Genomic DNA, 21,772 nt, shown 5'->3' with positions numbered 1-21,772 from the left:
ATGCATGCCTGTCGACGCATGCAGGGGTCGCCCATCCAGCGACCCACCCCGTGACGCCCCAGCCCCCTCGGCGCGTCTGCTGACCACAGGAGCCCGCCATGGACCTCACCAGCGACTTGGTCCGCCCCCGCGAGGAGCTCGCCTCCACCCTGCGCGCCGGAGGTGTGCACAGCGTCTTCCAGCCCATCATCGACCTGGCCACCGGCGCGGTGGTCGCCTACGAGGCCCTGGCTCGCGGGCCACTGGGCTCTTCGCTGCACACCCCCGACGCCCTCTTCTCCACAGCCCGGGCCCATGGTCTGCTGGCCGCCCTGGACAGCGCTTGCCGCACCGCGGCCTTCCACGGCGCCATCGAGCACGGCCTGGTCGAGCCCCTGACCCTGTTCGTCAACGTCGAACCGGAGGTCCTGCACAGCGCCCCCCTGGATGAGCTGCTGAGCATCGCCGCCTCCGTGCCTGACCGGCTGCGGGTGGTCGTCGAGCTCACCGAGCGCGCCCTGGCCCACCGCCCCGCGGAGTTGCTCGCGACCGTGGACAAGGTCCGCGCCGCCGGCTGGGCGATCGCCCTGGACGATGTCGGCGCAGACCCGATGTCACTGGCGTTCATGCCGCTGCTGCGTCCCGACGTCGTCAAGCTCGACCTGCGCCTTGTGCAAGACGCGCCCGGGCCCGACGTGGCCCAGGTGATGAACGCTGTCAACGCCTACGCCGAGGACAGCGGCGCTGTCGTTCTGGCCGAGGGCATCGAAGATGAGCGTCACCTGCAGCTGGCTCTGGCCCTGGGGGCGAGCCTGGGGCAGGGCTGGCACTTCGGTCGCCCCAAGGCCGGCCCGGCTGCCGGTCGGGCCACCGGCCAGCTCCACCTCCCAGCGTCGCGCCCAGTGGCGCTTCCTGTGGCCCTTCCGGTAGCCCTGACATCCGCCGGAGCGCCGATGGAGCGTCAGCAGGTGCCGCGCCCGGCTGCCGAGGTCAGTCCCTTCTCCCTGCTGCCTGCTGGCACGACGTTGCGCCAGGCGCCCAAGAAGCTGCTCATCGAGCTCAGCAAGCAGCTCGAGCGCGAGGCCCTGCGCCTGGGCAACACCTGCCTGGTCGCCGCGACCTTCCAGGAAGCACGCCACTTCACCCCCGCCACCACCGGGCGCTACCGCGACCTGGTCGAGCGCACCGCGTTCGTCTGCGCGCTAGGAGAAGACCTGTCTGCTGAGCCGCTTCCCGGGCTGCGGGGGACCACCTTGGCCCCTGATGACCCGGTGCGCGGGGAGTGGGACGTGGTGGTCCTGGCGCCCCACTTCAGCGCTGCGCTGCTGGCTCGCGACCTCGGTGATGAGGGCCCTGATGCTCAGCGCCGCTTCGAGTACGCGCTGACCTACGAGCGCGCCACCGTGGCTGCTGCCGGTCGAGCGCTGCTGGCGCGCGTCAGCGCCGCCGACGGCCAAGCCAGTGACCGCACTGCTGAGGCCGTCGAGGCACCGACCACCAGCGCGGCAGCCAGCTTGGCAGGCACCGGTCTGATGGTCACCGTCCCAGGCCGTGGAGCTGGCGAGCTGGCTGATGAGGTCCGTGACCTGCTTGCCACGGCCGCTGCCCCCGGCAGCGCCCGAGAGGAGCTGCTGCACCGGGCACTAGCTGCCAGTACCAGTGGTGTCACCATCGCCGACGTCCGACGCCCCGACCAGCCCCTGATCTACGTCAACCCCGCCTTCTACCGCCTCAGCGGCCTGACTCCGGAGCAGGTGCTGGGTCGCAACTGCCGCTTCCTGCAGGGCCCAGACACGGACGCTCGCACCGTGGACGCGATCCGAAGTGCGATCAAGACCGGGCGGGAGTGGACCGGGGTGCTGCTCAACCACCGCGGTCCGGGGCGCACGCCGTGGTGGAACGAGATCCACTTGGCCCCCGTGCACGACGAGAGTGGGGTGCTGGTGCAGTACATCGGCATCCAGACCGACGTCAGCGACCGAGTCCGTGCCGAGCGGGAGCTGCTCATCGAGCGGGACCGCTCAGCGGTGTACCTGGCCCGCATCGAGCAGCTGGCCTACACCGACTCGTTGACGGGGCTGGCCAACCGGCGTCGCTTCGAGGAGCACGCCGAGACTGCGCTGTGGAGTGCCCGCGCAGCTGGGGAGGCTTTGGCGGTGGTGGTGTGCGACCTGGACGGGTTCAAGGCGGTCAACGACACCCACGGTCATGCTGCCGGTGATGAGTTGTTGGTGGCGGTCGCCGAGCGTCTGCGGCGGCGACTGCGGCGGAGTGACCTGGTGTGCCGGTTGGGTGGGGATGAGTTCATCGTGGCGTTGACCGGCTTGGCAGCAGCAGATGCCGCCTCACAGGCCAGGTCGATCGTCGAGGGGCTGCGAGTCGAGATGTCTCGACCCGTGCAGTTGAGTGCAGCTGCCGGCGGCTCATGCGTATCGGTACAGGTCAGTGCTGGTATCGCGGTGCACCCGGTGGACGGGGACAGCGTCATCGCGCTGATGCATGGAGCTGACCAGCGCATGTTCGCCAACAAGCGCGGCGCCGAGGCGACGCAGGTGGTGACCACCTGAGCCCAGGCAAGCGGAAAGTCCACCCGACGGGGGACCCATGGCCCGGACTGTCGAGTGGACGCGGGGCTCGGCGTCGAGGAAGACGTATGGACTGGGCGAAGACCGCGTGATCTGTGCAAGAGGTCGACGCCGGCGCAACTGCGGCGAACGTTCCTCGGCTTTGACGTGGATGACAGCATGACCGGGAACGCCTCCAGTGCAGTGACCGTGCGCCCGCTGCCCTGCGACGTGGTCACTCGCGCCGCACCGGCGGCCTAGTGCACCGCCGACCCGCGCCGGGACATCACCGCACAACACCGGCGCGGCGATGTCCCGGCGCCGCCTTCAAGGCGGCGCCGTCGTGGGTAGGGCGCCGCGCGCCTCCGCAGCTGGACGGATATGGCGTTGCGCAAGGGGACCGGCTTCCGGTATGCCCGTCACGATGACCGCTCATCGCGTGCCAGGAGGGGCGTTGGCAGCGACAGTCGCGGCGAGGTCGGCCATGTCACTCGGGGATCGCGATCTAGGGCGAGTGTCTGCGCCTCAAGTGCGGGCTCATCAGGCCTCTAGTACCGGCTCATCAGGGCTGCAGTGAGTCCGGGGACTGCGGTCGCCCGTAGAAGTAGCCCTGAACCACCTGGCACCCCAGATCGATCAGTACGTCCCGCTGAGCACTGGTCTCTACCCCTTCGGCGACCGACACCAAGCCCAGGGCGTGGGCCAGCTGGATGCACCCGGCCACGATCGCCCGGTCCCTTGGGCTCACGACGACGCCCGCGACGAAGGACTGGTCGATCTTCAACTCGTGCACCGGGAAGCGCCGCAGATAGGTCAAGCTGGCGTACCCGGTGCCGAAGTCGTCCACCGCGACCAACGTGCCCAGGTCGGTTAGCTGCTGCAGGTTCGCCGCAGCTGCTTCGGGGTCAACCATGAGCGCCGTTTCGGTGATCTCGATGACCAGCTGGCTGGCGGGGACACCGTGACGCGCCAGCGCTGCGGTGACCACCCCCACGAGGGCGGGGTCGCTGAGCTGGCGAGCGGAGACGTTGACTCCCACTTGTAGACGGCGGCCTGCTGCGTTCCACGCCGCGGTCTGAGCCACCGCGGCGTCGATGACCCATGCCCCCAGCTCACGGATCAGACCGGAGCTCTCAGCGGCCTCGATGAAGTGGGCCGGGGAGAGCAGGCCCCGCTCGGGGTGGGCCCAGCGCACCAGGGCCTCTACGCCGCTGGTTGACCCGTCGGACAAGTCGATCCGGGGCTGGTAGTGCAGGCGCAGCTGGCCGTTGGTGACGGCGTGGCGCAGCTGCTCCAGCAGCCTCAGCCGGTCGGCAGCAGGGTCAGGGGCACCGGGGTCGTGGACCGCCCAGCCACCAGCACCACCGGCCCGGCTCCCGTGCTTGACCTGGTACATCGCCGCATCAGCGCGGTGGAGGAGCGATTCAGCGCGGGTGGCTGTCTCACCGAGCCGGCCGGTGGGGTCATCGGCGCAGCGTGCGACACCGATGCTCGCCGAAACGACCACCTCTACCCCAGCGATCACCACCGGCTCAGCCAGCGCGGCGAGCAGCCGCTGACAAAGCGCGTCGATGTCGTCGCGGGTGGCGAGGTGGTCGGCGATGACGAACTCATCCCCAGCGAAGCGCGCAAGGAGCGCCTGCGCGCGGACGCTGGTGCGCAGGCGCTCGGCGACGGTGTTCAGCAGCGTGTCCCCGCCGGCGTGGCCAATGGCATCGTTGACGGCCTTGAAGCCGTCCAGATCGATGAAGAACACCACCGGGCACCCCAGCGAGGTGACAACCTCGTCGGTGTCGGGGTGGTGGCCGGTCGCCCCGGCTGTGGCGTTACCGGTCAGCAGGCCCAGCAGCGCTACCTGGAGGCCGCGGCGGTTGAGCAGCCCGGTGACCGGGTCGTGGTGGGCCAGGTGCTGCAGACCCGCCTCAGCCTGGGCGCGCCGCGCTTCAGAGGCCTCAGCGCGCCTCGTGGTCTCCAGCAGGTCCTCTTCATAGCGGCGTCGCTCAGCGGCACCGAACAGTGCCACCAGGACCTGGCCGGCCTCGGGGTGCGCTTCATCACCGTCGACAGTCTCAACGAGGCCAGGGACTGGAGGGGGCGCTGCTGCGGGGAGGCGCGATGCGGTCAGGAAGGCCGCTCGGCGCACACCGCCAGCCCCGATGACCTGCAGAGAAACCTCGCTGACCCGCCCGCTGCTCTCGAGCTTGGGTAAGCAGTGGGTGCTCCACAGGATGCGGTCACCCACGGGCAGCAGGCGCGCGAAGGACGTGCCGAGGATGTCCTCCTCGCGCAGCCCGCTCCAGGCCCAGAAGGTGTCGTTGGCTCTCTCGACGGTCGCGGCGTCGGCGTCCAGGACCAGCTGTGGGCACGGTGAGTTCTGCCACCACTCCACGGCGGTGGATGGCCCGGTTCCGGTTGTCTGCGTGAGACCAGCAGCAGCGTCTGGGCGGGCGGACTGCCCCGCCGGGGGTGGAGCAACGGTGCTGGAGGCTGTACTGGCTGGTGGGTGGACCACGCTCAGGCCTGCCGAGGGGCAGGCAGCTGCGTGGTCGGTGGCGTCAGCTCGGTGATGCCTGGCCGCTCAGGCCGGGTGAGCAGGTGGTGGTGGATGGCGGCGGCGGTCTCGGCGGGGGCGCTGACGTGCGGGCAGTGCCCGGTGGCCGTCAGGTGCACCAGCTCACCTGCGGGTAGTGCCGTTGCGACGCTCTGACCGACGGCCTCTGGTGCCAGGGCGTCATGACGGCACTGCAGCACCAGCACCGGCGCGGCGATGCGGGGCAGGACGGCGCGGGTGTCGGACAGGAAGATGGCGCGGGCGAAGGTGCGTGCTGCATCGGGGTGAGTGCCTAGAAAACTCTTGGTGAGCTCAGCGCCCAGCTCGGGGGTATCCGGGGTGCCCATGACCACCGGTGCCATCGCTGAGGACCACGCGTAGTAGTTGCTGTCCAGGGAGGTCAGCAGTTCGGTGATGTCCTCGTAGGAGAACCCGCCGATGTAGCCGGACCCCGGGTCATCGATGTAGCGCGCCGAGGGGGCGACCAGCACCAGGGAGGCGAAGCGGTCGGGTTCTGCAGCGGCCGCCAGGACACCGATCATGGAGCTCACCGAGTGCCCGACGTAGGTGACCTGATGCAGGTCGAGGGCTGCGCAGATGGCAAGGACGTCTTCGGCGTACCCGGTCAGGGAGCCGTGACGGTCATGGTCGAAGTCAGCGATGTCTGTGGCCCCCGAGCCGGCGTGGTCGAAGGTGATGATGCGGTGGCGGGGGAAGTGGGGCAGCAGGCGTCCCCAGGCGCCTTGCCCGGCGCCGAAGCCGTGCGCGAGCAGGAGCACCGGGCCGTTGGGGTCGCCGTGCTCGGTGACGTGGTGACGAGCCAGGACCTGCGCAGGAGCCGCGGGACCACCAGCGCCCAAAGAGTCGTGCGGGATCACGGGTGGGGCCGGGTGCATCAGCTCACCCGCAGCGTCCATCGGGCTGGGGAAGTCGAGAGCGGTCATGAGCTGATGTCCTCCAACACGGGGGTAGGGCGGTGATGCCCTGCAGCGGTGATGGCACCGGCGGTAGGCGTTGGCGTGCGGCCGGTGGTCATGACAGACGGGGTCGTCCGGTCTGCGCGGTTCGGGTGCAAGGGCCCCCCCGGCGGAGCCGACGCCTGTGCGGCTGAGTGAGGTGGGTGGCTGACGCGTGCGGTGTCGGCTTCCCGGATGTCGCGGTTGCGCCCGGAGGTCTTCGCCTCGTACAGGGCTCGGTCCGCGGCGCCGACCGTGGTGTGGGCCTGGCGAGACTCGGTGTGGATGGCCCACCCACTGGAGAACGTGATGGCTGGGTAGGCCAGCCCCCAGCGCTGGCGCAGCCGCGCCAGCACCGCCGGCACCGCGCGCTCGTCAGCGTGCAGCAGGAGCACGAACTCCTCGCCGCCGTAGCGGGCAGCGTGGTCGTCGGGGCGCAGTGCCTCGCTCAGCACCGCGGCGAAGTCGGCCAGGACCTGATCGCCGTAGAGGTGACCTCGGGTGTCGTTGACGACTTTGAAGTGGTCCAGATCGCAGACCACGACGACCGTGCCCGCGGCGACGGACGTGAGGTGGTCGTGCAGCGCACGTCGGTTGTCCAGCTGCGTCAGGGCGTCGGTGCGGGCCGCGGCGTTCAGGGAGCACAGGGCTGAGCGCTGGCGTGCGGTCAGCACCGCGAGCACCTCAGCGACCAGCACCCACACCAGGGCGACCACGACCAGGCGCACGGCGATGTCTCTGTTCCACCCCCGGCAGTGGGGCCGTAAAGGAGCAGCGCAGGCGGCAGGAGCCACCAGCACGTGCGCGGGGGGGTGTAGAGCCCGACGTAGACGAAGGCCAGGACGTAGACGCCCACGTAGGCGGCACCCAGGCCGTCTCCGTAGACGCTGAGGCTGCACACGCCGAGGAGCGTGGCGGCGGGAAAAGCCAAGGGGGCGATCGCCGGAAGACGTCGCCAGGGGACGAGGGCGGCCACGACGATGACGGCCGTCATGGCTGTCGTGACAGCGCCCACCGCGTGCCAACCATGGTGGCCGGGAGCCTGCAGGGGCGCGGTGACAACCACGATCAGCCCCGTGCTCAGCAGCAGCCCGAGGCCAGCCGCTGCGGCTAGTCCCACGCGCAGGATCAAGGCGTTCCACAAATCCCGGGCTCGGGAGACGGGCCGCAGCAGTCGGCCTTGGGTCGGGTCAGCACCAAGCGGTGGGTGAGACGGCTCATCAAGGTGCATACGTTGCCATCGGCATCTTCTCAAGAGGGTTGAGCGCCGCTGGCGTGATGGCCCCATGGCTCACCGACGCGCCACCTGGCGGCACCTGGTTTACCCGGCTCCTCTGCCAGCCCGATGTGTGAGGTGCTGTCGGTGCCGCTCATCGCCAGAGGCCTCCTCAGGTCGACATCACCGGCACAAGACGGCCATGTAGGAGTCGTACCTGCAAGGCTTGCTGGCGCGGAGCTTCGCTCAGCGCTCGGTAGGGCTCCAGGGCCACTGCTCGGCGGTGACCGGTACCGGGTCGAAGCGCCGTGCACCCTCTCCGAAGACCAGCCATGCACCCGCCGCAGCCAGGCCCACCACCATCACCAAGCACGGCAGCATCAGCCAGGTCCCGCTCACGGCGGGTGCCACCAGGGCGAGTGCAGCCAGCAGCAGGAACGCCAGCGCGCCGGAGGCCAAGGCCACCAAGCCTGTGGCCAGGCAGCGGATGTCGGAGGTGAACAGGAGAGCGCGCGTGGCCATGGTGCTCCATCGGCAACCCATCTGGCGCCACGCAGCACGACACGCCGAGCGCTGTTCGTGGCCTATCACCCGCCGACGGTGTGTTCGACGGCCACCGGTTCCTATCGGCGAGCAACCTCTCCAGTGCCTGGAGCAGGCAGCCTCCCGGCTCGAGCGCGGCAGACGCGGCTCGAGCGACGTCGTGTGTGCCAACAGCGTCTGGCCCACCGCGGCTGGTGGTAGCAGCTGACTCGTTGTGACACCGCCGGTGCGGGCGTACATGCGTGCGCCTTCGCCCTTGAGTTCATTGCGGTGCTGTCGATGCAACTGGTACTGCGCTGCACCTGTGCGCATCGCACCACCGAAAGGTCACCGTGTTCACCAGAGCCTCCCGCCGCCCCGCTCCCACACCCACCAGGACGGTGGCCGAGGCCGAAGCCGACCTGCGCGCCGTGGTCGCCGTCGTCCAAGCCCTCTCCAGTGCCAGCGACCCCGAGACCGCCATTGACGCCGCCCTGGAGGCGGTCCGCTCCCACTTCGGGTGGGCCTACGGCTCCTACTGGCGCATCGAAGGCAGCGGGCCGTCGGCTGCGCTGCACTTCGCCCAGGAGACCGGGGATGCCGGTGAGGAGTTCCGCCGCGTGACTCTGGCAGCCTCCTTCCGCCAGGGGGTGGGGCTGTCCGGGCGGGCGTGGGCCTCTCGCGACCTGGTCTTCGTCCCCGACATCGGCGAGGTCACCGACTGCGTGCGCGCCCCGGCCGCGCAGCGCGCGGGAGTCAAGAGCGGCATCTGCTTCCCCATCTTCGAAGACGGCCAGGTGGTCGCCACCATGGACTTCTTCACCACCTCCACGCTGACGCCCTGCGCCGGGCGACTGGGCGCGCTGCGCTCGGTGGGCGTGCTGGTCTCCCAGGCACTGGAGCGCACCCGTGAGCAGCACCGCCAGCGACGGGCGGCCCAGGACGTCGAAGCGGTCAACACCGTGCTGCGACAGCTCGCCGGCGCCCAGGACGCCGGCGCAGCGGTGCGGGCTGCCCTGGGGGTCGTGCGCGCTGAGTTCGACTGGGACTACGGCTCCTTCTGGGCCTTGGACACCACCGGGTCTTCCGAGCCGGTGCTGCGCTTCGACCAGGAGGTCGGCTCAGCGGGGGAGGAGTTCCGCCGCGTGACCGCCAGTGCCACCTTCGCTCGCGGGGTCGGGGTCGCGGGTCGAGCCTGGGCGAGTCGGGGCCTGGTGTTCGTGGAGGACCTGTCCCAGGTCACCGACTGCGTGCGCGCTCCGGCCGCCCAGCGCGCCGGGGTGAGGTCGGGGGTGTGCCTGCCGATCGTCGTGGACGAGCAGGTGGTCGGGACGGTGGACTTCTTCGCCACGCGGACCCTGACCATGTCCGACAGCCGCCGCAGCGCACTGACCAACACCGCCTTCCTGCTGGGCAGGCGCTGGCGCGCATCTCCGCGCAGGAGCGTCTGACGGCGGCTGGCAGCGAGCTGGTGACGTCCATCGCTGAGGTCGAGCGCAACGTGCAGGCGGCCTCAGCGGTGGCTGGGCGTGGCCACGCGCTGACCGAGCAGGCCAACGCAGAGGTCGCTGGTCTGGGCACGTCGAGCGAGGAGATCTCCAAGGTGGTCTCCACCATCTCGGCGATCGCCGCGCAGACCAACCTGCTGGCGCTGAACGCCGCCATCGAGGCTGCTCGGGCAGGAGAGGCCGGCAAGGGCTTCGCGGTCGTGGCGAACGAGGTCAAGGAGCTCGCCGCGGGCACCGCACGGGCCACCACGGAGGTTGATGAGCGGGTGCGGGACATCCAGGCCCAGGTGGCTGCGGTGGTCGAGCGGCTGGTCTCGATCACCGGGGTGGTTGATGAGATCAACACTACGCAGACCATCATCGCTGGGGTGCTGACCCAGCAGGTGGCCACGACGAGGTCGGTCCTGACGTAGCTCGGCGTCTGAGAGGTGCCTCGGTCGGCGACGGCAGCTGCTGGTGCCGACCGCGAAGGGCATGTAGGGAGCAGGCCGCAACGGGCGACTGTCGGGCACGTGTCGTGGAGGGCTACTCGTCTCACAACCGACCGCTCAATGGGCGCCTCGGGGGTGTTGGAGCTCGCACTAGTGGCGGCGAGACCGTTTGGGCGAGCTCCGACCCTGAGCGCACCGGTGCACCGTGGTGAGGCTCTGCACCGCAGCGCAGCCGTTCTTGGGCGGTGCTTCTGGTGGGGCAGTCCGCAACAAGGGGGCGCACTGCTCTGCCGGCATGCCGATGGCAGTGGCCCACGCCACCCTCGGAACAGCGGTGGTCGCGCTCGGATGCCTCCGAGATGCGGTGATGTTGCCCGCCCACCGTCAACAGCTGATGGGTCAGGAGTAGGCCGCTACTCGGGCTTCCATGATGCTGCAGCGTCGAGCCACTCGGCGGCCGGTCGCATCAGAAGACCCACAACGGGACTCTCGCGGACGAGCCAGTGCGTCAGCCGCGATGGTGTGTCACTCGCCGATGGCTACCCGGGACAGCCCATCCCGCGAGTCGCCGCGTCAACGTCCAGCTGCCGGGTACAGGGCTAGAGCAGCCCACCCACGAACTCGGGAGCGACCATGCAGATCCCCAAGGACCTCGTCATCCAGTTCATCATGTCGAAGATCGGCGGTCCGCAGGCCGACCAAGCCGGCCAGGAGCTCCCCGACCAGGTCGACACCGACAAGGACGCTGGCCTGCTCAGCAAGTTCGGTGTCAACCCCACCGATCTGATCGGCATGGTCTCCGGCGGTGCAGGTAACGGCGGGGGGGCAGCCGGTGGGCTCGGCGGCCTCAAGGGCAAGCTCGGCCTGTAGGACGCCAGGTCACCGACGACGCCACGGTGCCGTCGGTGACCCCTCACCCTCGCCGCTCACCCCGCACCCGGGGTGTGGTCACAGCAGGCGGTACCGCCTCACCTGTCCCGGGAGGTGACGCCCTGGTCTCGGCTGGCGATCCACACCCGGACCCGGTCCCGCACATCAGCGCAGGCGCCCCTGCAGCAGGTGCGTCACAGGTGAACATCCACGGCGGGGTCTCCCTGCTCCCGACCGTGCACGCGGTGGGCGTGCTCGCTGCGACGGCGATCCAGCCACCCGACCACCGGCGTGGCCAGCACCCCGTGCACCACCACCGACGAGGCCACCGCCAGAGCCACCACCGCCCACAGCGACTCATCCGGGAAGTCACCATGGGAGAGGGCGTACGCCAGGTAGTACAGCGAACCGATGCCGCGCACGCCGAAGAAGGCGATCACCGCGCGCTCGCGCCACCCGCCGTCGGTGCGGACCGTTGAGACCATCCCCACCACGGGCCGGACCACGACGACGAGCAGCACCGCCACCAGCGCCAGCTGCCAGGTCAAGCCGCCCAGCAAGCCGTCGCTCATCGCGGCCCCCAGGAGCAGCAGCACCCAGGCGGTGAGCATCCGCTCGGTCTGCTCCACGAAGCTGTGCGCCACCTGGTGCGCCCCGTGGGAGCGCTCAGCTGCGCGCAGGGTGACGGCGGCCACGAACACCGCCACGAAGCCGTAGCCGTGCAACAGCTGTGCCGCGCCGTAGGCCAAGAACGTCACGGCCAGGGCCGTGAACCCCTCCACCTGCTGGGACAGGCGCAGCGCCTCGACGCGGGAGTGGAAGAAGACCCGACCCAGCACCCACCCGGTGCCGAACCCCACCGCGACCCCGACAGCCAGGCGTATCACCAGGTCACCCAGAGCCCAGCCCCACAGCCAGCCGCCCAAGAGGCCGCCGTGGGCGGCCAGGGCGATGGCGAGGTACACGCCGGGGAAGGCGGCGCCGTCGTTCAAACCGGCTTCGCTGGTGAGGGCGAACCTGACCTCGTCCTCGTCGGTGTCCTCGCTCGGCTCGGCGACCTGGACGTCCCCGGCGAGCACCGGGTCGGTGGGCGCCAGCGCCGAGCCCAGCAGGACGGCCGCGGCCAGCGGCAGCCCGCCCAGGATGCTGCCGGTGAGGGCGACCAGGACGATCGTCAGCGGCATCGCCACCGCCAGGAGCCGCCAGGTGGTGCGCCAGCGCTGCCACCCCACGGGCCTGTCGATGGCCAGGCCCGCGCCCATCAGAGAGATGATCACGACGACCTCGGTGAGGTGCTCGGTGACCGCCTCGTGCTCGAGCGGGTCGACGCTCGGCAGGCCGGGCAGGAACCCGATGAGCACGCCCAGGCCCAGGAAGGCCATCGGCAGGCTGAAGGCCCGGCCTCGGAGGACGCGGGGCAGCACTGCTGCCAGCAGGGCGCTGGCTCCGGCGAGCAGGAAGACGACGAAGGCGGTCACCGCTGACCGGCCGAGGCCATGCGGGGGAGAGGAGTCACTGGTGCGCCTTTGCAAGGGTGCGGCCCAACCGGCCGGTGCTTCTTCAGCCCTTGGGAGCCTGCTGACCGTAGGCGCCCCGGTTCTCTCGCGCGCGGTCGACAGTTACCTGCGCGGCGACTGGAGTCAGGCGATCACAAGCACGACATCGTGACTCTGGCATCGAGTGGGTGCTGTGCCGGTGAGTGTCAATCGGAATTGCTCTCCGGGCTGCTTTGCAGACGATCGTCGACCGGTCGCCGCAGCAGGATCACGAGCAACAGGCAGCCCTGCGGCGGCCCCGCGACACCTCACCCCCTGTCGGCTTTCGAACGACGACTCAGGGGGCCTGACGACTTAAGGGCCATCAGCAGCCCTGGCCCCGCAAGGACCTGTCCTCTCAGAACACCTCGCCGGCCGACGCCCTCCGGTGCACCATCGTCGGGTGACCTCCCCCCACGAGGACGCCGTCGTCGACCTGTACGCGCGCTACCTGTCCCGGTGCAACGAGCACCGCGTCGACGACCTCGGCGAGTTCATCTCCGAGGACGTCAGCGGCTCCGGGCCCGTGGACGGGCTGGCCGCCTATACCGCAGGTGTCAAGGAGGTGTGCAAGGCCTTCCCCGACTACCGCTGGGACGTGCAGGACCGCATCGTCCAGGGCGACACCATCGCGGTCCGCCTGACCGGTCGGGGCACGCACACCGGTCTCTTCAGCGGTGTCGCGCCGACCGGACGGCGGATCGAGGTCCAGGAGCTGGTTGTCTACCGCGTCACCGACGGCAAGATCGTCAACTGCTGGGGAGACCTCTTCCCCGTCGTTCGCGACGCGCTGCGAAGCCGTCCAGCATCCATGTGAGCCTCACAGGCGTGAGGGGATCGAGAGTCACCCCGGCCTCAGAAGTGGCAGGCCGACGGTCCCGCGTCTGACCCGTGGTGCGAGGGGTAGCAGCGGCCGCCACCACCGGCCTCGCCGCCCGGTTGGGGACCGTCGACCGGGCGCCTAGAGGCGCCCACCGGTCCTCGACGACGTGGGCCGCGAGCCGTCTCCTTCTCGGATCGCCATCTGGGCGGCGGGCGAGAGGCATCAATTCCGACGCATTCCTATGAAGACCTCTAAGTGGACGACCCGACCCATGACCGCGAAAGCTTCGGAGGCTCTCGTGATGGCGACCGCGCACGGTCACCATCGCCCCCGCCGGGGCCCGCTGCGTAGCGAGCGGACTCTGGCGCTGCAGCGCCGTCGCATCTGGGTACCAGATGCATATCTTGCTCCCGCCTTTCCGGTCGCGTGAGCAGCCGCGGCGACAAGGGTCGTTGGAACTCACGGTGGTGCGACGCGGGCGCCGAGTAACTCGCAAGCGCGGCGAGTGACCGCCGCACGGGACACCGGCAACCCACTGGCTGCCAGCTCCTCCCACGCCTGTCGGCGAACAAGGCGCTGTGTCAGGCGGGCGTCTGTGGGGTCCATCGATAGCCGTAGCTGCGCCGGCTGCTCGAGCCGCTGTACCGCCGCCGAGGAGTCGCCAACGTCGCGGTGCAGGTGGTGAGGAGGGGAGGGGGAGGAGGTTCTTCGGGTCAAGGACTCTCTTCCGTGCCGCATCAGTGCGGCCCCCCGGGCCGCAGATGTGCGGCTACCCCTGAGCGGAGCGCTTCCGTCGTTACTGCCTTGCCCAACGTCCACAGGTGCGTAGACCCCCGCAGTCGCCGCAGCGTTGTCCACAGGCGCCGAAGGCGCGGCCGTGATGGAGGCCCCTGGTGCGGCAACCTCATCGGGGCCACCCGTGGGCGTCGGCATGACGACGTAGGCGTTGGCGATCTGCTGTCCGTCAGAGAAGCGGTGAGCGACCTGGATCCAGCCTGCGTCAGCCAGGGCGGCGACCGCCCGGTCGACCGTGTCGAGGGAGCGGTGAAGACGCTCTGCCAGGCGTGCCCGGGACTGCACGTGAGCGCCGTCGACCACCGGGCACCGCAGCAGCAGCCCGTAGAGCCGCACGGCGGTGGCGGGCAGATCGGCCTCGAGCAGCTGCTCGGGAACCATCGCGAAGCGCTCAGGCCTAGGGCGGGGCAGCACGAGACCCGTGAAGCGGCCCCGGCGGCCGGCATCGTGCGGCCGCGGCAGGCGCGCGACGTGTCGGCTCACGGCCGGACCAGGCGGACGCAGCCGGACGAGGCCGGACTCAGTGAGACGAGAAGGACACTCCTGAGGCGAGGAGAGGCGAAGTGGAACGACAGGGACAAGGAAGTCGGGGAGGCGTTTCGTGAAAGTGTCACGAGAACACCTTGCAAATCCGCGGTGACTTCGTCAAGGTAGGTCGTCGCTGGTCAGAGGGCATGGGCGTGTAGTGCAAAGCGCGGAGGAGGGTCGGCGTGAAGGGGTCTGTTTTCAAGCGGTGTGCGTGCCCTTAAGAATCAGATGCTCGGGGTCGTAAGAAGTCGTGTCGCATCGACCACGGCTCCTGGTGCTTCGTCGCTGACCTTGGCCCCGGGGCGGGTTCGGGCGGTCGCTGGCAGCTGCGGCGCCAAGTCAAGCGAGGCGGCTTCGCGACGCGTCGAGAGGCCGAGACCGCGCTCGCCGCTCTTGTCGACGGGGTGGCCGGGGGGACTGCCACCCACGACACCGGTCTGACGGTCGAGGCCTACCTCCTGCGCTGGCTCGACGTGAAGGAAGCCAGCGGCTTGCGCCCCACCACCCTGCGCTCCTACCGGCAGCACGTCCGGACCCACCTCGTCCCGACCATCGGGCACCTTCGGCTCGGTGACCTGAGGCACGTCCACGTCGAAGAGGCCCTGGCCCTGGTGATGCGGTCGACCGACTCCAGGCGCCCGCCGGCCGGGCCGGCCACCGTGCAGCGGGTGCGCGCCACCCTGCGCTCAGCCCTGGCCAGCGCCAAGCGCAGGCGGCTGGTCGCCTTCAACGCTGCTACTGACCTCGAGCTGCCCAAGGTCACCCGGCCCCGCGTCGTGCCGTGGGACCCAGCTGAGCTCGGGGCCTTCCTCGACCATGTCGCCGCAGACCGGCTAGGGGCGCTCTTCGACGTCATGGCAGCGACGGGCCTGCGCCGCGGTGAGGCGCTCGGGCTGCGGTGGACCGACCTCGACATCCCGCGTGGCGTCATCACGGTCCGCCAGCAAGTGCTGCAGGTCGAGGACGGGCGGCAGCACCCCTGTCCCTCCTGCGCCCAGGGGCACCGAGGCATCGCCTTCGGCCCTCCCAAGACCGCCAGTGGCGACCACCGCCTGGTGGACCTCGACTCCGCCACGCTCGACGTGCTGCTTGAGCACCGTCTGCGCCAGGACGCCGAGAAGGCGCTGTGGGCCGACGCCTACAACGACCACGGGCTCGTCTTCGCCCGGGAGGACGGCACGCCGGTGCTGCCCAACCACGTCACGACGCGCTTCGCGGAGCTGACCGCGTCAGCCGGCCTCCGCCGGGTCCGCCTGCATGACCTTCGCCACGGCCAGGCCTCGCTGATGCTTGCCGCTGGCGTCCCGATCGCCGTGGTCTCCAAGCGGCTCGGGCACTCCTCGATCACCCTCACGTCCGACACGTACAGCCACCTGCTGCCGGGCGTCGGCCGTGACGCCGCCGAGCGCGCAGCGGCGCTGGTCCCGCGCCGCCGTGACCAAGATCGTGACCATCGTGTGACCACATCGCCCGTCCCCGGGGGCTCGCGGCGGCCGCGAGGGCGTGAAAGTACTGGTCAAACGGTGGGCCCCGTGGGGCTCGAACCCACAACCCGCGGATTAAAAGTCCGCTGCTCTGCCAGTTGAGCTAGAGGCCCTGGCCCGCCGATCGTCCCACGGTCGGGCACCTCGGCCCGTCCCGGACCGCGCTCAGGCCGGGGCAGCCTCGGCTCGCGCCTTGAGCTGCGCGAGCCCGCGCTCGAAGTCCTTGCCGACGATCTTGTCCATGCTGATGACCGGTCCGAGCAGCCGCAGGACCAGCGGCCGCGGCCCGACCATGCTCCACACCAGCTCCGTCGAGCCTCCGGACGGCAGCAGCGAGAACGTCGAGGTGCTGGTGGAGGGGAACGGCTTCTCGAAGACGATGTCGATGGCCACGGCTTCCGGCGTCGACGAGCGCACCTCCATGCGCCCGCGCCCGGCCTTCTTGTTGCCGCTCCAGGCGTAGGCGGCGCCAGGGCCGGACGGTGGCCCGGTGTAGGTGCGCTGGAGGTCGGCGTCGAGTCCCTCCCAGGGCGACCAGCCCTGCCAGCGGCGCAGGTCGTCGATCTCTGCGCGGATCCGCTCCGGCGGGGCGGCGACGACGGTCCGGCGCTCGACGGTGTAGGTCTTCTCACTAGCCACGCCGGAACGTAGCGCCGCGAACGCCCCGTGGTCAGCGGTCAGCACCCGACACGCCTAGCGTCACCCCATGGCCACCCCGTGGACGACCGCCCAGATCCCCGACCAGAGCGGCCGCACGGTGGTCGTCACCGGAGCGACGAGCGGGCTGGGGCTCGAGACGTCGAGGGTCCTCGCGGCGCGGGGCGCGCACGTGGTCCTCGCCGTCCGCGACACCGCCAAGGGCGAGCGCGTCGCCGCCGGTCTGCCCGGCAGCAGCGAGGTGCAGCGCCTCGACCTGTCCGACCTGGCCAGCGTCGAGGCCTTCGCGCAGCGGTGGTCCGAGCGCCCGGCAGACCGCCGCGGCATCGACGTCCTGGTCGCCAACGCCGGGATCATGATGGTGCCGCTGGGCCGTACGGCCGACGGCTTCGAGTCGCAGCTCGGCACCAACCACCTCGGGCACCACGCCCTCGTCGGCCGGCTGCTCGAGCACGTGGGCGACCGCGTCGTCGTCCTCAGCTCGCTGGTGCACAAGGCGGGCCGCATCGACCTGGACGACCTGGACTGGGAGCGGCGCCGCTACTCAGCCGCCGCGGCCTACGCGCAGAGCAAGCTGGCCAACCTCCTGTTCGTGCTCGAGCTGCAGCGGCGCCTGCACGCCGCCTCCTCGCCGGTGCGGGTGCTCGCGGCGCACCCCGGCTGGGCCGCCACCAACCTCCAGGGGCGCTCGGGCAACGCCCTGGCCGACCGGCTCACCGGCGTGGGCAACCGGGTCTTCGCGCAAAGCGCCGCGGCGGGTGCGCAGCCGACGCTGCTGGCGGCCACGGCCGACCTGCCGGGCGGCAGCTTCACCGGTCCGTCGGGCCCGGGCGAGGTGCGCGGGGCCCCGCGCCTGGTGGGGCGCACCCAGCTGGCCAGCGACCTCGGTCTGGCCGCCGACCTGTGGCGCGCGAGCGCGGCCCTCACCGGCGTCGACGTCCTCGCGGAGCACACCGCCCGCTGAGGCGCGAGGGTGGCCGCGCAGCCGCCGCGAGCGGTCCTGCAACGATGGAACGCATGACGTACATCGCTGCTGATGACCGTTACGAGTCGATGACCTACCGCCGCACCGGGCGCAGCGGGCTGGAGCTGCCGCTGGTCAGCCTGGGGTTCTGGCAGAACTTCGGCGAGGACCGGCCGCTGGAGGTGCAGCGCGCCATCGTGCGCCGCGCCTTCGACCTCGGCGTGACGCACATGGACCTCGCCAACAACTACGGGCCGCCCTACGGCGCCGCCGAGGTCAACTTCGGGCACCTCATGCGCACCGACCTCGCGCCGTACCGCGACGAGCTCGTCATCTCCACCAAGGCCGGGTGGGACATGTGGCCCGGCCCCTACGGCGACCACGGCTCCCGCAAGTACCTGCGCGCCAGCCTCGACGCGTCGCTGCAGCGCATGGGCCTCGACTACGTCGACATCTACTACCACCACCGCCCCGACCCGGAGACGCCGCTCGAGGAGACGATGACGGCGCTCGCCGACGCCGTCCGCGCCGGCAAGGCCCTCTACGTGGGCATCTCCTCCTACGGGCCCAAGCGCACCGCGGAGGCCGCGCGCATCCTGCGCGAGCTGGGCACGCCGCTGCTCATCCACCAGCCCTCGTACTCGATGTTCAACCGGTGGGTCGAGCCGGAGCTGCTCGACGTGCTGGAGCGCGAGGGCGTCGGCTGCATCCCCTTCACCACGCTCGCCCAGGGGCTGCTCACCGACAAGTACCTCGACGGCGTGCCCGAGGGGTCGCGCGCCTCGCGCGGCGGCTCGCTCGACAGGTCGGCGCTCACCGACGAGAACCTCGCGCGCATCCGCGGGCTCAACGCCATCGCCGCCGACCGCGGCCAGACCCTGGCGCAGATGGCGCTCTCCTGGGTGCTCCGCGACCAGCGCATCACGACGGCGCTGATCGGGGCCAGCTCCGTGGAGCAGGTCGAGGACAACGTGGCCGCCGCCACCCGCGTCGACTTCACCGACGCCGAGCTCGCCGCCATCGACGAGCACGCGGTGGAGTCGGGCGTCGACCTGTGGGCGGGCGCCCGCGACGCCGGAGACTGACCACCGGCTCCCGTGGTCCTGGGCGTCCGCTCCCCCTCGCGGGGTGGCGGACGCCCATGATCACGAGGGGGTGGGTCAGGCGGGCTGCCAGGGGCGCACGAAGTCGTTGCCCGGAGCGCCGACGACGGCCAGGTGCAGCGACGCGGCCTGAGCGCCGTCGAGCTCCTCCCGGATGACGTCGGCGTGGCCCGCGTGCCGGGCCAGCTCCTCGACGAGGTGCAGCAGCGCGTACCGCTGGACCGACGGCGTCGGCTCGTGGCGGCCGTACCAGGGGGCGGGCGGCTCGGTCATCGGAGCGCCGGGGTCGGTGGCGCGCACGTCGGCCAGGAAGGCGGTGCGCACCTCGTCGAACGCGGCCAGAGCACCCTCGAGGGACTCGTCGTCGCGCAGCACGAAGCTGTCGGCGAAGACGGCGTACCCGTCGGCGTCGACCACCCGCGGCTGGGTGCGCCCCCGCAGCACGTGCGTGACGTGCTTGAGGACCCCTCCCACCGACAGGGTGCTGCGGCACGGCCGCTGCTTGGCCTGCGCGTCGGTGAGGCCGTGCGCGGCGGTGCGCAGCGCGGCGAGCTGGTCGTCGAGGAAGCCGGCCAGGGCCTCGGACTCGGAGTGGGTGCCGGGAGCGAACACGGTGGTCTCCTCTGCTGCTCGGGCGGTGTCCCCGCCCTGGTGAGCACCACGTTAGGAGGGGTTGCGGTCACTTCTCGTCCGCGATCGGCGGCACGATGAGGACCGTGGCGAACACCAGCTCACGCACCCTGCGCCTGCTGTCGCTCCTGCAGGCGCGCCGCCACTGGCCCGGCGGAGAGCTGGCCGACCGCCTCGGCGTCTCGCCGCGGACCCTGCGGCGCGACGTCGACAGGCTCCGCGAGCTGGGCTACCCCGTCGACGCGACGTCCGGCCCCGACGGCGGCTACCGCCTGGCCGCAGGCGCCTCGCTGCCGCCCCTGGCCCTCGACGACGAGGAGGCCGTGGCGCTCGCCGTCGCCCTCCAGGGCGCGGCCAGCGGGAGCGAGGGGGCCGACGGCGCTGACGGCGCGGCCGAGCCGGCGCTGCGGGCCCTCGCCAAGGTGGTGCAGGTGATGCCGCCGCGGCTGCGCCGCCGGGTGGAGGCCCTGAGCGCGGCGTCCGTGCGGGCGCCGTGGGCGGCGGCGGCCGGCCCCGACCCGGCGGTGCTGCTGACCGTGGCGCAGGCCTGCCGCGACGCCGAGCGGCTGGCGCTGGCCTACACCGCGGCCGACGGCGCCCGGACCGAGCGCAGCGTCGAGCCGCACGGCCTCGTGCGCCTCGGCAGGCGCTGGTACGTGGTGGTGTGGGACCTCGGGCGCGGCGACTGGCGCACTCTGCGCGTCGACCGCGTCCGCGACGCCGCGGCGCGGGGTGGCCGCTTCCGCCCCCGCGAGCTGCCCGGCCCGGACGCGGCCGCCGTCGTCGAGCGGAGCATCCGCACCGCGCCGGCGCTGCACGCGGTCACCGCAGTGCTGCACTGCTCCGCCGACGAGGCGCGGAGCCGGCTCGGCGGCTGGGCCCACGTCGAGCCGCTCGCCGCGCAGGACGACGGCGGGCCCCCTCCCCAGCGGTGCCGGCTCCTCATGAGCACCGAGGACCTCGACTGGGCGGCGTTCGCCCTCGTCCGGGCCCGGTGCGACGTCAGCGACGTGGAGCCGGCGGCCCTGAGGGAGCACCTCGCGACCTGGGTCTCCCGCCTCTCGCCCCCGTGACGCAGCCGGGCGCCTGGCTGCGGTTCCGGTGGGGGTCGGAACCGCAACCGGGCGCCTGGCTGCGGTTCCGGAGGGGGTGGGAACCGCAACCGGGCGCCCGGCTGCGAGGTGGGGGGACGTCAGTCGGTGCCGAACTCCATGGCCGCGCGGTCGAGCGGGCGGTCGTCGGGGGAGGGCTGGCCGGAGGAGGCGATCTCCTCGGCGCCGCCCGGCTCCAGCGCCGCGGCCTCGAGCCCGCCGACCAGGCCGACGCCGGGGGCGTCCGGGCCCACCAGGCCGACGGCCGCGTACTGCTCCAGCTTGGCGCGGGAGTCGGCGATGTCGAGGTTGCGCATCGTCAGCTGGCCGATGCGGTCGACCGGGCCGAACGCGGCGTCCTGGGTGCGCTCCATCGACAGCTTGTCGGGGTGGTAGCTGAGGTTCGGGCCGGTGGTGTCGAGCAGGGAGTAGTCCTCGCCGCGGCGCAGCCGCAGGGTGACCTCGCCGGTGACGGCGGTGCCGACCCAGCGCTGCAGCGACTCGCGGATCATCAGGGCCTGCGGGTCGAGCCAGCGGCCCTCGTACAGCAGGCGGCCCAGGCGGCGGCCCTCGGAGTGGTACGCCGCGACGGTGTCCTCGTTGTGGACGGCGTTGACCAGGCGCTCGTACGCGGCGAACAGCAGGGCCATGCCGGGCGCCTCGTAGATGCCGCGGCTCTTGGCCTCGATGATGCGGTTCTCGATCTGGTCGGACATGCCCAGCCCGTGGCGCCCGCCGACGGCGTTGGCCTCCAGCACCAGGTCGACCGCGGAGGCGAACGTGCGCCCGTTGATGGAGACCGGGCGGCCCTGCTCGAAGCCGACGGTGACGTCCTCGGCCTCGATCTCCACGGACGGGTCCCAGAACCGCACGCCCATGATCGGCTGCACGATCTCGATGCCGGTGTCGAGCTGCTCCAGCGACTTGGCCTCGTGGGTGGCGCCCCAGATGTTGGCGTCGGTGGAGTACGCCTTCTCGGTCGAGTCGCGGTAGGGCAGGTCGTGCGCCACCAGCCACTCCGACATCTCCTTGCGCCCGCCCAGCTCGGTGACGAACTGCGCGTCGAGCCACGGCTTGTAGATCCGCAGGGAGGGGTTGGCCATGAGGCCGTAGCGGTAGAACCGCTCGATGTCGTTGCCCTTGTAGGTGGAGCCGTCGCCCCAGATCTGGACGTCGTCCTCCAGCATCGCGCGGACCAGCTTGGTGCCGGTGACGGCGCGGCCCAGCGGCGTGGTGTTGAAGTACGCCCGCCCGCCGGAGCGGATGTGGAAGGCGCCGCAGGTCAGGGCCGCCAGGCCCTCCTCGACGAGGGCGTCGCGGCAGTCGACCAGGCGGGCGACCTCCGCGCCGTACGCGCCGGCGCGGCCGGGCACCGCGTCGATGTCGGGCTCGTCGTACTGGCCGATGTTGGCGGTGTACGTGCAGGGCACCGCCCCCTTGTCGCGCATCCACGCGACGGCCACGGAGGTGTCGAGACCCCCGGAGAAGGCGATGCCGACGCGCTCGCCGACGGGCAGGGAGGTCAGGACCTTGGACACGGCCCCTGATCCTGCCAGCAGTGTGGG

The 21,772-nt window shown here is 71.3% G+C and carries 17 protein-coding genes, 1 tRNA gene and 1 pseudogene; 9 read left to right on the top strand and 10 right to left on the bottom strand.

Translation table 11 applies throughout. The features are described from left to right. Window positions 1-98 precede the first annotated feature (98 nt). Window positions 99-2,546, top strand: coding sequence for an EAL domain-containing protein (locus F1641_RS09565; RefSeq protein WP_194904706.1), 2,448 nt, complete (start codon window positions 99-101; stop codon window positions 2,544-2,546). A 559-nt stretch (window positions 2,547-3,105) separates the two neighbouring features. Here F1641_RS09565 and F1641_RS09560 read toward each other — a convergent pair. From F1641_RS09560 to F1641_RS09545, 4 genes are all read right to left on the bottom strand, one after another. Continuing rightward, window positions 3,106-4,932, bottom strand: coding sequence for a bifunctional diguanylate cyclase/phosphodiesterase (locus F1641_RS09560; protein ID WP_194904704.1), 1,827 nt, complete (start codon window positions 4,930-4,932; stop codon window positions 3,106-3,108). Between the two features lie 125 nt (window positions 4,933-5,057). Next, window positions 5,058-6,038: an alpha/beta fold hydrolase gene (locus F1641_RS09555; RefSeq protein ID WP_255514213.1), complete on the bottom strand. Its 981-nt coding sequence runs from the start codon at window positions 6,036-6,038 to the stop codon at window positions 5,058-5,060. Continuing rightward, the gene (locus F1641_RS09550; RefSeq protein WP_194904702.1) at window positions 6,035-6,724 is read right to left on the bottom strand and encodes a GGDEF domain-containing protein; all 690 of its coding nucleotides are present in this window, start codon (window positions 6,722-6,724) and stop codon (window positions 6,035-6,037) included. The genes F1641_RS09555 and F1641_RS09550 overlap by 4 nt, the downstream gene beginning before the upstream one ends. A gap of 788 nt (window positions 6,725-7,512) precedes the next feature. Continuing rightward, on the bottom strand, window positions 7,513-7,788 hold the full coding sequence (locus F1641_RS09545; protein ID WP_194904700.1) for a hypothetical protein: 276 nt from the start codon (window positions 7,786-7,788) through the stop codon (window positions 7,513-7,515). Between the two features lie 401 nt (window positions 7,789-8,189). Here F1641_RS09545 and F1641_RS21290 point away from each other — a divergent pair, with 401 nt between their 5' ends. The 3 genes from F1641_RS21290 to F1641_RS09535 all read left to right on the top strand — a co-directional run bounded on the left by F1641_RS21290 (window position 8,190) and on the right by F1641_RS09535 (window position 10,597). Next, window positions 8,190-9,239: a GAF domain-containing protein gene (locus F1641_RS21290; protein ID WP_309225519.1), complete on the top strand. Its 1,050-nt coding sequence runs from the start codon at window positions 8,190-8,192 to the stop codon at window positions 9,237-9,239. 20 nt (window positions 9,240-9,259) lie between these two features. Then, on the top strand, window positions 9,260-9,709 hold the full coding sequence (locus F1641_RS21285; RefSeq protein ID WP_309225518.1) for a methyl-accepting chemotaxis protein: 450 nt from the start codon (window positions 9,260-9,262) through the stop codon (window positions 9,707-9,709). Window positions 9,710-10,360: 651 nt separating this feature from the next. Further along, complete coding sequence (locus F1641_RS09535; protein WP_194904698.1) at window positions 10,361-10,597, top strand: hypothetical protein; 237 nt, start codon at window positions 10,361-10,363, stop codon at window positions 10,595-10,597. A gap of 194 nt (window positions 10,598-10,791) precedes the next feature. Here the strand turns inward: F1641_RS09535 and F1641_RS09530 are convergent, their stop codons facing one another. After that, the gene (locus F1641_RS09530; RefSeq protein ID WP_194904696.1) at window positions 10,792-12,075 is read right to left on the bottom strand and encodes a cation:proton antiporter; all 1,284 of its coding nucleotides are present in this window, start codon (window positions 12,073-12,075) and stop codon (window positions 10,792-10,794) included. Between the two features lie 460 nt (window positions 12,076-12,535). Between F1641_RS09530 and F1641_RS09525 the strand changes: the two genes are divergently transcribed. Then, entirely contained in the window at window positions 12,536-12,949 is a 414-nt protein-coding gene (locus F1641_RS09525) for an ester cyclase (protein ID WP_309225517.1), read from the top strand. 1,733 nt (window positions 12,950-14,682) lie between these two features. After that, window positions 14,683-15,594: pseudogene (gene xerC / locus F1641_RS23795) on the top strand (tyrosine recombinase XerC); the annotation flags it as partial. Here the strand turns inward: xerC and F1641_RS21275 are convergent. The 3 genes from F1641_RS21275 to F1641_RS09505 form a co-directional block, all read right to left on the bottom strand. Next, on the bottom strand, window positions 15,508-15,732 hold the full coding sequence (locus tag F1641_RS21275) for a hypothetical protein (protein WP_255514211.1): 225 nt from the start codon (window positions 15,730-15,732) through the stop codon (window positions 15,508-15,510). The pseudogene xerC and the gene F1641_RS21275 sit on opposite strands and share 87 nt — an antisense overlap. Window positions 15,733-15,802: 70 nt before the next feature. Further along, a tRNA-Lys gene (locus F1641_RS09510) sits at window positions 15,803-15,875 on the bottom strand. A 52-nt stretch (window positions 15,876-15,927) separates the two neighbouring features. Further along, window positions 15,928-16,446 carry an SRPBCC family protein gene (locus F1641_RS09505; protein WP_206690805.1) on the bottom strand — a complete coding sequence of 173 codons (519 nt, stop codon included), beginning with the start codon at window positions 16,444-16,446 and terminating at the stop codon, window positions 15,928-15,930. Between the two features lie 22 nt (window positions 16,447-16,468). Here F1641_RS09505 and F1641_RS09500 point away from each other — a divergent pair, with 22 nt between their 5' ends. Both F1641_RS09500 and mgrA read left to right on the top strand, forming a co-directional pair. Next, window positions 16,469-17,383, top strand: a complete 915-nt coding sequence (locus tag F1641_RS09500; RefSeq protein ID WP_194904692.1) for an oxidoreductase — start codon at window positions 16,469-16,471, stop codon at window positions 17,381-17,383. A gap of 53 nt (window positions 17,384-17,436) precedes the next feature. Further along, window positions 17,437-18,468 carry an L-glyceraldehyde 3-phosphate reductase gene (gene mgrA, locus F1641_RS09495; protein ID WP_194904690.1) on the top strand — a complete coding sequence of 344 codons (1,032 nt, stop codon included), beginning with the start codon at window positions 17,437-17,439 and terminating at the stop codon, window positions 18,466-18,468. A 75-nt stretch (window positions 18,469-18,543) separates the two neighbouring features. On the opposite strand, the gene F1641_RS09490 is transcribed toward mgrA, so the two are convergent. After that, the gene (locus F1641_RS09490) at window positions 18,544-19,098 is read right to left on the bottom strand and encodes a DUF664 domain-containing protein (RefSeq protein ID WP_194904689.1); all 555 of its coding nucleotides are present in this window, start codon (window positions 19,096-19,098) and stop codon (window positions 18,544-18,546) included. Between the two features lie 104 nt (window positions 19,099-19,202). Between F1641_RS09490 and F1641_RS09485 the strand changes: the two genes are divergently transcribed. Continuing rightward, on the top strand, window positions 19,203-20,189 hold the full coding sequence (locus F1641_RS09485) for a YafY family protein (protein WP_194904687.1): 987 nt from the start codon (window positions 19,203-19,205) through the stop codon (window positions 20,187-20,189). A gap of 119 nt (window positions 20,190-20,308) precedes the next feature. Here F1641_RS09485 and argG read toward each other — a convergent pair whose 3' ends face one another. Beyond that, window positions 20,309-21,745 (bottom strand): argininosuccinate synthase, encoded by a 1,437-nt coding sequence (gene argG, locus F1641_RS09480; protein WP_194904684.1) that lies wholly within the window; start codon window positions 21,743-21,745, stop codon window positions 20,309-20,311. Window positions 21,746-21,772: the final 27 nt, after the last annotated feature.

It is taken from the genome of Quadrisphaera sp. INWT6, from assembly GCF_015390235.1.
Classification (GTDB): Bacteria; Actinomycetota; Actinomycetes; order Actinomycetales; family Quadrisphaeraceae; genus Quadrisphaera.
The sequence above is the reverse complement of the archived record's forward strand: the minus strand, read 5'-3'. Positions and strand labels throughout refer to the sequence as shown.

Bases quoted from the DNA above. Each gene is read 5' to 3' on its own strand.
- F1641_RS21275 (WP_255514211.1), bottom strand. From the start codon at position 15,732: ATGGTCACGATCTTGGTCACGGCGGCGCGGGACCAGCGCCGCTGCGCG.
- F1641_RS09555 (WP_255514213.1), bottom strand. From the start codon at position 6,038: ATGACCGCTCTCGACTTCCCCAGCCCGATGGACGCTGCGGGTGAGCTG.
- F1641_RS09565 (WP_194904706.1), top strand. From the start codon at position 99: ATGGACCTCACCAGCGACTTGGTCCGCCCCCGCGAGGAGCTCGCCTCC.
- F1641_RS09535 (WP_194904698.1), top strand. From the start codon at position 10,361: ATGCAGATCCCCAAGGACCTCGTCATCCAGTTCATCATGTCGAAGATC.
- F1641_RS09545 (WP_194904700.1), bottom strand. From the start codon at position 7,788: ATGGCCACGCGCGCTCTCCTGTTCACCTCCGACATCCGCTGCCTGGCC.
- mgrA (WP_194904690.1), top strand. From the start codon at position 17,437: ATGACGTACATCGCTGCTGATGACCGTTACGAGTCGATGACCTACCGC.
- F1641_RS09500 (WP_194904692.1), top strand. From the start codon at position 16,469: ATGGCCACCCCGTGGACGACCGCCCAGATCCCCGACCAGAGCGGCCGC.